Source organism: Aquimarina mytili, from assembly GCF_016735115.1.
Taxonomy (GTDB): Bacteria; Bacteroidota; Bacteroidia; order Flavobacteriales; family Flavobacteriaceae; genus Aquimarina; species Aquimarina mytili.
The window spans coordinates 152450-164699 of sequence record NZ_JAERQJ010000001.1 but is presented as its reverse complement, the minus strand read 5'-3'; the positions used below and the strand labels follow the sequence as shown (position 1 = coordinate 164699).

At 32.4% G+C, this 12250-nt stretch carries 16 protein-coding genes; 11 read left to right on the top strand and 5 right to left on the bottom strand.

Annotation, left to right across the window (positions count from 1 at the left end; translation table 11 throughout):
• Positions 1 to 21 precede the first annotated feature (21 nt).
• A complete protein-coding gene (locus JJQ60_RS00830) occupies positions 22 to 468 on the top strand; it encodes a FixH family protein (protein WP_201916054.1) in 447 nt (148 codons plus the stop codon).
• Positions 469 to 470: 2 nt separating this feature from the next.
• Positions 471 to 1172 (top strand): sulfite exporter TauE/SafE family protein, encoded by a 702-nt coding sequence (locus JJQ60_RS00825; protein WP_201916053.1) that lies wholly within the window; start codon positions 471 to 473, stop codon positions 1170 to 1172.
• Positions 1173 to 1179: 7 nt separating this feature from the next.
• Here JJQ60_RS00825 and hemN read toward each other — a convergent pair whose 3' ends face one another.
• The 4 genes from hemN to JJQ60_RS00805 form a co-directional block, all read right to left on the bottom strand.
• Complete coding sequence (hemN, locus tag JJQ60_RS00820) at positions 1180 to 2544, bottom strand: oxygen-independent coproporphyrinogen III oxidase (RefSeq protein ID WP_201916052.1); 1365 nt, start codon at positions 2542 to 2544, stop codon at positions 1180 to 1182.
• A 41-nt stretch (positions 2545 to 2585) separates the two neighbouring features.
• Positions 2586 to 3428, bottom strand: a complete 843-nt coding sequence (locus JJQ60_RS00815) for a universal stress protein (RefSeq protein ID WP_317193975.1) — start codon at positions 3426 to 3428, stop codon at positions 2586 to 2588.
• Between the two features lie 82 nt (positions 3429 to 3510).
• Positions 3511 to 4569 (bottom strand): response regulator, encoded by a 1059-nt coding sequence (locus JJQ60_RS00810; protein ID WP_201917147.1) that lies wholly within the window; start codon positions 4567 to 4569, stop codon positions 3511 to 3513.
• Positions 4569 to 5804, bottom strand: coding sequence for a PAS domain-containing sensor histidine kinase (locus JJQ60_RS00805; RefSeq protein WP_201916051.1), 1236 nt, complete (start codon positions 5802 to 5804; stop codon positions 4569 to 4571). The genes JJQ60_RS00810 and JJQ60_RS00805 overlap by 1 nt, the downstream gene beginning before the upstream one ends.
• A gap of 105 nt (positions 5805 to 5909) precedes the next feature.
• Between JJQ60_RS00805 and JJQ60_RS00800 the strand changes: the two genes are divergently transcribed.
• The 7 genes from JJQ60_RS00800 to deoD all read left to right on the top strand — a co-directional run bounded on the left by JJQ60_RS00800 (position 5910) and on the right by deoD (position 9900).
• The gene (locus tag JJQ60_RS00800; RefSeq protein WP_201916050.1) at positions 5910 to 6314 is read left to right on the top strand and encodes a hypothetical protein; all 405 of its coding nucleotides are present in this window, start codon (positions 5910 to 5912) and stop codon (positions 6312 to 6314) included.
• 63 nt (positions 6315 to 6377) lie between these two features.
• Positions 6378 to 6662, top strand: a complete 285-nt coding sequence (locus JJQ60_RS00795; RefSeq protein WP_201916049.1) for a hypothetical protein — start codon at positions 6378 to 6380, stop codon at positions 6660 to 6662.
• 129 nt (positions 6663 to 6791) lie between these two features.
• A complete protein-coding gene (locus tag JJQ60_RS00790) occupies positions 6792 to 7292 on the top strand; it encodes a ClbS/DfsB family four-helix bundle protein (protein WP_201916048.1) in 501 nt (166 codons plus the stop codon).
• A gap of 4 nt (positions 7293 to 7296) precedes the next feature.
• Complete coding sequence (locus JJQ60_RS00785; protein ID WP_201916047.1) at positions 7297 to 8187, top strand: RsiV family protein; 891 nt, start codon at positions 7297 to 7299, stop codon at positions 8185 to 8187.
• 61 nt (positions 8188 to 8248) lie between these two features.
• Positions 8249 to 8548 (top strand): thioredoxin, encoded by a 300-nt coding sequence (trxA, locus tag JJQ60_RS00780; RefSeq protein WP_201916046.1) that lies wholly within the window; start codon positions 8249 to 8251, stop codon positions 8546 to 8548.
• Between the two features lie 2 nt (positions 8549 to 8550).
• A complete protein-coding gene (gene deoC / locus JJQ60_RS00775; protein WP_201916045.1) occupies positions 8551 to 9195 on the top strand; it encodes a deoxyribose-phosphate aldolase in 645 nt (214 codons plus the stop codon).
• Positions 9196 to 9201: 6 nt separating this feature from the next.
• A complete protein-coding gene (gene deoD, locus JJQ60_RS00770; RefSeq protein WP_201916044.1) occupies positions 9202 to 9900 on the top strand; it encodes a purine-nucleoside phosphorylase in 699 nt (232 codons plus the stop codon).
• Between the two features lie 87 nt (positions 9901 to 9987).
• On the opposite strand, the gene JJQ60_RS00765 is transcribed toward deoD, so the two are convergent.
• On the bottom strand, positions 9988 to 10827 hold the full coding sequence (locus JJQ60_RS00765; protein WP_201916043.1) for a universal stress protein: 840 nt from the start codon (positions 10825 to 10827) through the stop codon (positions 9988 to 9990).
• A gap of 133 nt (positions 10828 to 10960) precedes the next feature.
• Between JJQ60_RS00765 and JJQ60_RS00760 the strand changes: the two genes are divergently transcribed.
• On the top strand, positions 10961 to 11233 hold the full coding sequence (locus JJQ60_RS00760; protein ID WP_201916042.1) for an acylphosphatase: 273 nt from the start codon (positions 10961 to 10963) through the stop codon (positions 11231 to 11233).
• Between the two features lie 79 nt (positions 11234 to 11312).
• On the top strand, positions 11313 to 11936 hold the full coding sequence (locus tag JJQ60_RS00755; protein ID WP_201916041.1) for a WG repeat-containing protein: 624 nt from the start codon (positions 11313 to 11315) through the stop codon (positions 11934 to 11936).
• The last annotated feature ends 314 nt before the right edge of the window (positions 11937 to 12250 follow it).

The following is a 12250-nucleotide window of genomic DNA, read 5'->3' as shown; positions in this document are numbered from 1 at the left end:
TATACTCAAAAACTTTAAAAAATGAAAATAAATTGGGGAACAGCCATTGTACTTGCATTTATCGGATTCATATCTTTTATAATGTATTTTGTTATAAAAATGAACACGAATGAAAAATATTCTCATGATTTGGTTACCGAAGAATATTATAAGGAAGAACTAGCATTTCAAAAGGAAATCGATGCCGAAAAAAATGCAAAGGCTCTAAAAAATAATATTACTCTTAAGAAAACTTCTTATGGGATGCTCATTACTTTTCCAGAGGAAAAAAAATTCGATAAAATCTCAGGAACAATATTCTTATACCGTCCATCAAACAAGAAACTAGATTTCGAAATTCCGATCTCACTTCAAAACAACATTTATCTTATTCAGGATGAATATATGATCGAAGGTCGCTGGAATATTACTATTGATTGGCAATACGAGAGTACTTCCTATATGTTTAAAAAATCATTTACATATTAAAAATGTTAGCATCTGCACTCATATTGGGTATATTAGGTAGTTTTCACTGCATAGGGATGTGTGGACCTATTGCTTTTATGTTGCCCGTAAGCAGATCTAATAGTGTTCAAAAATTTTTACAGATATTTCTATATCATTTAGGTCGATTATTGGCTTATAGCATCATTGGGTTGTTTTTTGGTCTATTAGGAAAAAGCCTTAAAATTTTTGGTATCCAACAAGGCATATCGATCACAATAGGAGTTTTAATGATTCTAATCGTATTAATCCCAACTCATTTTTTGACAAAATATAACGTTACTAAACCCATATATATCTTAATTTCTAAGGTGAAAAGTGCTTTGGGTACAGCACTTAAAAAGAGAACACCGGACACCTTTTTAACGATCGGCTTTTTAAACGGATTTTTACCTTGTGGATTAGTTTATATGGCAGTATTTGGTGCTATTGCCTATGGCGATGCCTTAGAGAGCAGCCTGTACATGTTACTTTTTGGATTAGGCACAATCCCTTTAATGACCAGTGCTGTATATGCGGGTAATTTTTTAAAGGGAAAAGCACAAAAGCACGTCCAAAAAGTTATTCCTCTATTTATAATTATTATAGGTTTGTTGTTCATTGTGCGTGGTCTGGGATTAGGAATCCCATACCTTTCGCCAAAACCAACTACAGAAATAGTTTCTTCTAATTTTGAATGTCATTAATCATAGATTAAACGGTCATAGAAAACAATGTTGTTTCGGGTTTATTGCGTTGTAATCTTAAATCAAAAGCCATACATACGTTACGTACAAAAGCACGCCCTTTGTCTGTAATTTTTAAAGAATCCTCTTGAATTTCTAATAAATTATCTGCTTCTAACTCTCTCAAATTTTCAATTACTTCAGGCAGCTCCTTAAAATATAATTCATCATCTTTCCAGTTGGTTTCAAAATGACACATTAAATTTAAGATATGTTTCCTTATAATTTCATCTTCTTGAGTTAACATATGACCTCTGTATACTGGAATTATACCTTCGTCAACCAAATGTTGATACTTTTCTATATTTTTTGCGTTTTGTGCAAAACCATACCAACTATCACTTATAGAAGATGCACCTAAACCAATCATCATTTGGGTCTTAGATGCAGTATACCCCATAAAATTACGATGTAACGTTTTATATTTCATAGAGGTGTATAATGAGTCGTTTGGTAGTGCAAAATGATCCATTCCTATTTCAACATAACCTACTTCTGATAGTAATTTCTTACCTGTTTCATATTGTTTTCTTTTTTCTTCAGCTGTGGGTAAGTTTGATTCTTTAAAGCCTCGTTGCCCATTTCCCTTTTGCCAGGGTACATGTGCATAACTATAAAATGCCAACCGATCTGGCATTAATTCTTTGGTTTTTAGAATTGTTTCAACAACTGCTTCTTGTTTCTGAAAAGGAAGCCCAAAAATAATATCATGACCTACTGAAGTAAACCCAATTTCTCTAGCTGCTTCTGTAGTATATCTTACATTTTCAAAAGGTTGTATTCGATGAATAGCTTTTTGTACAGTTTCGTTATAATCTTGTACGCCAAAACTAACCCTTCTAAAACCAACATTATAAAGAGCTTGTAAATGTTCTCTTGTTGTATTATTAGGATGTCCTTCAAAACTAAACTCACAATCTTCGGATTTTTCGGCCAATCTAAAAATCCCATTGATCAGGTATTCCAGGTTCTTAGGAGAAAAAAAAGTAGGGGTGCCACCACCGAGATGTAATTCTTTGATTTTAGGTCTAGTGTTAAAAAGATTAGTGTATAATCGCCATTCTTTCAATACGGTATGGATATAGGGTATTTCTACATCATGACGTTTTGTAATCCTTTTATGGCAACCACAAAACGTACACATGCTCTCACAAAATGGAAGATGTATATATAGACTTATGCCTTCAGAATCATTGCTTTCTGCAAATGATTTCTTGATAGATGTTGTCCAATTCTTTAATGAAAATGTATTAATATCCCAATATGGTACAGTAGGATAGCTTGTATATCGCGGTCCTGGTATATTATATTTATGAACTAAGCTTGAGCACATTGAATTATTTTTTGAGTTTTTTGTTATTTATCTGAGTTTTTCTATTCATGCAATACCAAGAACGGTACATCGGTATGATAGCTTATCTTTTCTACAATAGGGTGAAATAAAATACGTTGAAAAAAATTAAGGTTTTTGGCAATCATTGTGATCATATCTATATTTCTACTCTCTACAAAACATTGTACTGCTTCTTCAATATTTGGATTAGATAAAAAATGAAAGCTATGCTCGATATCATCTTCTAGATAATCATCAAGAAAGCTCTTATTCTTTTTTTGTAAATCAGTAAGTTCTTGTTCTTTTTTGGCAATATGAAGTATTCTAAGAGCAGCACTATTTATAGATAAAACACTCGTTATCGTATTTAATATTCTACTTTTATATAACAAGTTGTAATCTGTAGGAAAAGCAATTTCTTTTGGTTTGGTATACTTAGCTTTTTCTGGAATTACTAAAACTGGACATTTTACTTTGGTTATCACATCACCTGTGTTGCTTCCTATTGTTTTTTCCTTAAGTCCAGAAGCTCCTTTTGTACCCATCACGATAAAATCAATTTCTTTATCCTCTACCTGTTTTCTAATCGCATCAATAAAAAACACATACTCATTAAGCGTAAAAAAACGATGTTTTGGATTTAATGGTAATTTTTGGATTTTTTTGAGCAGTAATTGCATATGCTCATGGTCTGTATGCGTGATGTTTTCCAGAATGGTATCTTTTGTCTCATGAAATGGTGCTCTACCAATCATTTCATTATACGGCGAAACATGTAACACATAGAAATTACACCGCATCTTTTTAAAAAATGATAATGCATAGAGGATGGCATTCCACGAATTTTCAGAAAAATCTGTCGGAATTAGAATATTCTTCATCATTAATACTTTCTAATACAACAAATGTATCAGGATGCTTTGATGAAAAGTATGATAAAAATCAGTTTACCTCTGGAATTGTTTTTTATTCAACTAGTTGAAGACCTGCCAAATCGAGGATTTTTATATTACGCCCTTCTATATCTATTAAACCGTCTTTTTTGAAACTCGATAGAGTCCTTATCAAACTCTCTGTGGCTATTCCCGCAACACTTGCCAAATCGTTACGAGAAATTTTGATATTATCTTCGGGCTTTTTATTAAGCACTTGTGCAAATTGAAGAATAGTTTGTGCGGTTTTTTTTCGCACCGAACTATACGCCATTTGTAGTAATTGGTCTTTTATTTCTGATAGGTTATCAGTAAGCAACTCCATTAACTCCAGAGAAATATTTTTACTCTTGTCTAAAATATCCTTTAGATTGCTCTTAGATATTCCTGCCAATTGGGCATCCTCGACTGCTGTGGCGGATTCTTGATATGGGACATTATCTGTAAATGAAGTAAACCCCAGAAAATCATCGGCCTTGTATAATGCTGTAATCAACTCTTTACCATTTTCATCCATCTTATGAGATTTGATTACACCTTTTAGAATTAGATAAATCTTGTTTGAATGTTCACCTTCTTTATAAATTATTTTTCCTTTTTTATATTCGGCGATCTCTCCATGATCATCAAAAAAATTCTTGAGTTCATGAAGGTTTCTAAGTCCATCCTCTTTTTTATCCTCTTTGGGTTGATTATTATACTCATCAAGTAGACTAGCGATGATCTGAGCTTTGGCCAACCGACTTTCTATCGCACTTAGTAATTCTTCTTCCTCAAATGGTTTAGTAAGATAATCATCGGCTCCTAAATCCATCCCTTTTCGTACTTCTTTATGTTCTGTTTTTGCTGATAAGAATATAAAAGGAATTTGGTTGGTATTTTTATCATGAGATAATGCCTCTAAAACTCCATAACCATCAACCTCGGGCATCATAATATCACAAACAACAATATCAGGTTTTTCTTCTTTTGCTTTTATGATTCCAATCTTTCCGTTTGGAGCAGTAATTACATTATAATCTGAAAGTTCTAATAACTCGGCAGTGTTTTCTCTAAGGGCAACGTCATCTTCAATTAATAGAATGGTTTTCATCATTTTTTGTGATTGTTTACTATTGGTATTTTAACAATAAATATAGAGCCTTGATTTTCATGACTAGTAAATGTAATAGTCCCTCCAAGGTTTTCTAAGTGATTTTTAACTATGTTTAATCCTATTCCAGTTCCTTGGTCTAGCAAGGCATTTTCTGCCCTGAAATATCGTTTAAAAATAAACTCTTGTTCTTTTTTAGGGATTCCCCGACCTTGATCTATAACCTTAAATATAAGAACGTCTTTTTCAAAGTTTACTTGCAAATCTATTATCGTATTCTCGCTAGAATACTTTATAGCATTATTAATTAGATTTGACAATATCAATTCTAAGATCTTTTCATCAAACTCAATTGTATACTCATCGATATCATTTGGGTAGTTGATTCTTTGTCCATCTTTAAGTAACATATTGGCATTATATACTACCTCATTGATTACTTTACTCAGTGGGAACTGACTAAATTTATAACTTACTTTACCTGTTTCTAATCGCTCAACAGATAAAAAATCGGTAAGAATATTATCCAGGTATTTCACCTTATTTTTAATGGTATTAAGATGCTTGTCTCTTTTTTCTTGTTGTTCTTCTTTAGTATATTTTCCTATTAAAGTTGCCGATGTAAGAATCCCTCCTAATGGTGTTTTAAACTCATGAGAAACCATTGATAAAAACTTCGTTTTTAATTCGTTAAGATCACGTTCTTTTTTTAATGATTCTTTGGCTTTGGCTTCTGCTTCCTTACGAAGTTTTACTTCTTCTTTTAACTCCTGGATTGTACGGTGCAATTCCTCGGTACGTTCTTCTACTTTGTGCTCGAGTACTGCGTTTAACTCCTGTATTTTCTTTTCATGTTCTTTTCGCTCTGTGATATCAATCACCAAAGCCATAACATAATTATTATCATATATAGTAAATGGATTAAGACCCGCTTCTAAAGGAAATTCGGTTCCATCTTTTCGAACTCCATAAAGATCTCTTCCACGCCCCATATGGCGTTTCTCACTATGTTTCACAAAATTTTCAAAATGACCACTATGACTATGGTGGTACTTTTGAGGTATTAATGTATTTAGAGGTTTTCCCAAAAGTTCCTCTTCATCATATCCAAAGATTTCATTAGCCGATCCATTGGTAGCAACCACAATCTGATCTTTGTTTACTACAATAATCCCCTCAGAAACGGCCTCGGATAATATCCTAAAAACATTGCTTTGTTTTTCAAAAACTTTCATTATTCAAATGTACGGATTTTGGTTTATTACCAGAACTGACCAATATCATAAAATTCTTGTTATAAACCCCTTAATTTTATGTTATAAATCATTAAAAACGATATTATGAACATCACTCAAAATATAGGAATCAAATTTTATCAAAACCTCGGAAAATTATTCTATGCCATCGCCGCTTCTGATAAAGTAGTTCGGGAATCAGAATATGATTCTTTGAGAAAAATTGTAAAATCGAAATGGCTGCAAGTAGATGATGTAGTAGATGAGTTTGGTGTAGATGCAGCTTTTCAGATCGAAATTGTTTTTGATTGGATGGATTATGAAACTCCTACTGCAGAATCCTGTTTTCAAGAATTTGAATCCTTCTATAACCAACATAAACCTCGTTTCTCTGAGCGTATCAAACAACTAATTTGGGAAACTGCCAATACTATCGCTGGGGCTTTTTCTGGGAAAAATAAATCTGAATTAATTATGCTGGGAAAATTGAAGCTCACTTTTGAAAACTGATATTTCTCATATTTTAGAAAATCCCTGACTACTACTTTTACTTCAAATTAAAAAACAAATACTATGACACTATATGCTAAAATAAATGCTGACTTTTCAGAAAATTATATCGGATACTCTGCTCTTGCAATTATCGCTTCTACTTGTTTAGGTTCTATTGCTATTATGGCAACATTACTTAATGGAAATAGCACGATCCAAATGTTTCTGGTTTTTTTAAGTGTTGTTGTTTGTAGTGCCCATAATGCTGCAATTTTAACCGTTCAAAAACCCAAACTAGTATTAGATCTATTAATCGCCAGTTTGGTCGTAAATACGTTGATTATTCTTGGTAACGGACTTTATTAATCACACTCATATATAAATAGCAAAAGGTGAGGTCTTCTGATCTCACCTTTATTATTATGGTTACTGATCAATATCATATTTTTTTCGTTGGATCTCTGTTACATTTATACATAGCTCAAACCTAAAAAAATGCCAAGACCAAAAACCAAAAATGAATTACTAAGCGTAAGCAATCAGAATTATAAAAACTTATGGAATTATATCAATTCACTCTCTGAAGAAAAGCTAAAAACCGAATTTCCCAAAGGATATTTAAACCGAAACGTCAGAGATGTATTGGCTCATCTTCATCACTGGCATATTATGATGTTCGATTGGTATACTGTTGGAATGACAGGAGAAAAACCCGATATGCCAGCAAAAGGATACACTTGGAAAACCACCCCTGAACTTAATAAAGACATATGGAAAAAATATCAGGAAATTAATTTTGAAGAGGTGAAAATCCTACTCGAAAAATCTTTTGAAGAATTACAAGAAATAATAAATCACCACACCGAAAAAGAGTTATTTGAAAAAAGAAGGTACACATGGACAGGCACAACATCATTAGCTTCATACCTTATTTCAGCAACTTCTAGTCATTACGACTGGGCTTATAAACTCATTAAAAAATGTCTTAAACAATAATCTTATGAAAACCCTAATCACTTGCCTCATTGTATTCAGTTTTATTGCTTGTAAAAACGATACATCATCGAATAAAACAACTGATGTCGAAAAAACTGAAACCAAACAACAAAACCATAATCAATCTAGAGATTCAGTACCCGTATTTTCTGAAGAAATACAAGATTATGACAAAGAGAAAACTAAATCTATTAAACGAGAACGATTACTTAAAGCTCAAGACGATAAATCCAAGTTACAGGAATTAGTGATCTCAAAAGAGTTTTATAAAGAAGAAGATCTTTACATTTTAGATTATAAGTATCCGTATTTAAATGAAAATATCAACAAATATTACTCGGTATTTAACAATGTAATCAAAGAAAACTATCTCAACATCGAAAAAACCGAAAATCAAATATTAGAAGACAAGGAACTGCTTTGCGATACGTTAAAAACAAATAGATTAAGAGAAAAGAGAATCATTGATTACAAAATTTACAATGTAAACGATAAGGTATTAAGTGTAGTTCTTTACAAAGAAAACTATTATTCTGGAATGCGTTATTCTACCTATCTTTTTGATTGCATAAATTTTGACCTTAATACACATGAATTTGTATATTTTAATGATCTCTTCAAAACAGGATCTGAAGAAGCAGTATTTAATGTCATCAATAATTTGATTAAAGAAAAGATCAATTCTGGAGAACTATATTACGATTGTTGGGAAATTTCTGACGGTGATTTTAGAGCGTATAAAAATAACTTTGTAATTGATGATGATGTTGTTGAATTTTACTTTGATGATTGTGTTATTTGCCCATCATATACAGGAACCTACTCTGTAACTATTCCTATAACAAAGATTATGCATTTATTAAAAAAATATAATGCTAATCCAAATGTAAGTTAATTCGTTGTATTAGATGTTTTCTCGATTCATTATTATATTTTAGGTATAAAAACAACATATAATGAAGAGCAGTTTTAGCAATATTATAGATTCAAAAAAACCAGTTTTAGTCGATTTTTTTGCTGATTGGTGTGGTCCATGTAAGGTACTATCTCCTATTCTTAAAGAAGTTAAAGACGAATTAGGGGATCACATTAAGATTGTAAAGATTAATGTCGATAAAAATCAACCCTTATCAGCAAAATATCAAGTACGAGGTGTTCCTACAATGATTTTGTTTAAAGATGGAAAACAACTCTGGAGACAGTCTGGCGTATTACAAAAAAATGACATTATAGGAGTAATAAACACATATCTATAGTTATGTTACTAAACCAGTATATAGACCATACCTTACTAAAAGCTAATGCCACTGTAGAAGATATTAAAAAACTTTGCGACGAAGCCAAAAAGCATAACTTCTATGCCGTTTGTGTAAACAGTTATTATGTTGCCTTAGCCAATAGCGAACTAATGCATACCGATGTAAAAGTCGCAACGGTTGTTGGTTTTCCTCTTGGGTCAATTGTAAACCAGGTTAAGGTTTTTGAAGCAAAAAAATGTATAGATCAAGGCGCCGATGAAATTGATATGGTTATTAATATTGGATTATTAAAATCTGGATACTATAAAATTGTTGAAGACGAAATCAGGGCGATCAAAAAAGCCATCGAAAATAAGGTTCTAAAGGTAATTTTTGAAAACTGTTATTTAACCGATGAAGAAAAAAAAGTTGCTTGTAAATTATCTATGAATGCTGGTGCAGATTTTATAAAAACCTCTACCGGTTTTGGAACTGGCGGTGCCACCCTTGAAGATATAAAACTAATGAAAAATGAAGTGCAGGAGGATGTAATGATAAAAGCTTCTGGGGGTATTCGAGATTTTCAAACTGCAAAGCAATATATAGATTTGGGTGTTTCAAGACTAGGCACCTCATCAGGAATACAAATTGTGACTTCAAAATAAAATCAAATGAGTGTACATATAGGTGCCCAACCAGGTGACATAGCCGAAACAGTTTTATTACCAGGCGATCCATTGAGAGCTAAATGGATCGCAGAGACCTTCTTAGACGACCCTTTTTGTTATAATGAAATTAGAGGAATGCTTGGATATACCGGAACTTATAAAAACAAACGCGTTTCGGTACAAGGAACAGGAATGGGAATCCCCTCGGCGTTAATATACTGTCATGAGCTCATTAACCATTATGGTGTCAAAAACCTCATTAGAGTCGGATCAGCAGGGTCATATCAAGAAGATATACATATAAGGGATATCGTTATTGCCATGGCTGCATCTTCTACCTCGGGTATTAATAACACACGGTTTATTAATGCAGATTATTCACCCACAGCCAGTTTTGACTTGTTTATGAAAGCTACTCGGTATGCCATGGATCATAATATTCCGATAAAGGCAGGAAATGTATTATCCTCAGACGAATTTTATGAAGATGATCCGGATTCTTACAAACATTGGGCAGATTATGGCGTGCTTTGTGTTGAAATGGAAACTGCTGGATTATACACTATTGCCGCAAAATTTAATGTAGAAGCACTAACTATTCTAACTATTTCAGATTCGTTAGTTACAGGAGAAAGAACATTACCCGAAGAACGTGAGACTACATTTAGTAAGATGATAAAACTTGCCTTGGGTATATTATAATATTGTCCTGAAAATCAAATTTCAGGACAATACTGTAACCCCCTTTATTGAAAACCCAACTTTTACAAGGAAAATAATTTTATGAGGTTATATTTTAAAGGTTATTACTGGTTTTGTAGCATGATTTGCAATATCCTCGCCTATGCTTCCGCTAAAGAAATGTGCTAAGCCTCGTCGACCATGCGTTGGAATCGCAATAGCATCAGCATTGATTTTATTACTATAATTAAAAACCCCTCTTTCTACACTATAATCACTATAATACACTACCTTATCAAGCATTTCTAAGTTACCCGATTCTGCTTTAAAAAGAAACTCTTTTACTTTTTCTTCGATTTCATTAGAATTTCTAAATCGTTCTCCTGGTAAGTTTACATATAGCAGATGTATATTAGCTCCTAAGGATTCAAATAATTTGACTGCATTAAGATAAGGTCTGATATTTTCCATTTTAAAATCACAGGCAAATACCACTTCTTCTATTTTAAAATCATTGACCGGTTTTTTTATAACCAATACCGGTACATCAGCAGTACGAACCACTTTTTCGGTATTTGAGCCTATAAAGACTTCTTCTCGCAAACCTGTTGTGCCATGAGATCCCATAATAATAAGATCAGCATCATTTTCATGTGCAACCTCATTTACTTCGCTAAAGATTTTATAGTTCTGTACGGTTTCCTCAATTTGGATTCCTTTTAAATACTCTTTATCCAAAAACGTCTTAAACCTTTTTTCGGCAAGTTTCATATAATACATTGCTTCGGCTACCTCCTGGCCTTCATTTTTGGTCAATACCGCTTCAGACAATCCAAGCATATGCAATACTATAATTTTAGCATTTTGCTGTTTAGCAATACTCGCAGCTGCCTGCAAAGCATATTCTGAATATTCAGAAAAATCTACTGGGACAAGAATTTTTTTCATGTGTTCTCTGTTTTTATACTCTCAAAATTAGATCATGTATTCCTTAATTAATATGATAATTGTCATACTCTTGATTCATAAAATTTGCCCTATCTTTCGCTATAAATACATAACAGTTATTTCATTTCACACAATGATAAAACATTACAACATTATAGTATCAGGGAAAGTACAAGGTGTATGGTACCGAAAAAGTACTCTGGATAAAGCTCAGGAATTGGGGGTCACTGGTTTTGTGAAAAATCTACCAAATGGAGATGTTTATATCGAAGCCGAAGGAGATCAAAATCAGCTACAGTTATTAGTAGATTGGTGCCATATAGGCCCTAAATTTGCCAATGTAGATCATGTCTCTTTTGAAGAAGCAAGTATGCAACACTTCACTCTTTTTGAAATTTTAAAATAAACCCACTGTATGATATTTCTCATTTTATCTCTCCTTATCCATTGGTAATTTTAAGGAATAACCCTTAAAACACATAATAATGAGACGTATATTCATTTTAATAAACCTAGTTTTGATGTTGCCCTTTATGGGATCATCACAAGTACTCAAAAATATAGATGAGATTGCTCCTTTTCATGAAGAACTGGCCGCAGTAAGACAAGGAACACAATGGGGCTTTATAGATAAAAAAGGAGCATTAGTAATTGCTTATAGAGACGATCTTGTGCTTTCTAAAACCGATAAAAATACTACTGCATATCCATACTTTGAAGATGGTAGATGCCGTATACAGCAAAAAGCAAATGGTATATCCCAATTTGGTTATATAGATAAAAAAGGTAATACTGTCATTAAACCAGAATTTCTTAATGCTACTAATTTTGAAAATGGTCATGCCATTGTGCTTAAAATCGCTAAAGAAGAATTAGGAAGAAATGATTTATTGGATAAGAAAGTAGTTTCGTATAGTTATGATGAAATCGTTATTGATACTACCGGAAAAAGTAAAACTTTTTTAAATGGCCCCATACATCTAGTGTATAAAAAAGACAGGCTTAGAAAGCCTCCGGTTATACACTCCCATTTTTTATCATCAGATCTTATTGCAGTCAAAAACAAAAATAATCTTTGGAATCTCTATGCCATAGAAACTTCATTTTAACACTTAAAAGAATCATAGTATAGCAATCAACTTACATCAGCTGAGATTTGAGCCTAGACTCTAATTTGTACTAAAAAATGATGAATTTACTATCTATAATAACCACGAAGCTTTTCCAAATTTAAAGTAACTAAAAAGTTTAAAAAGACATACGCAACATCAATTTTGGTTAGAGAAAATATAGAAGAATCCTAACTTTACTTCGACCCAAAGGAAAGTAGACGAATTACATAATATATTTAGTATTATTTTAGTGCAAGAAAGAATAAGGAAAAAGTAACGAATCTATATTTGATTCGTCATCATACTATCAA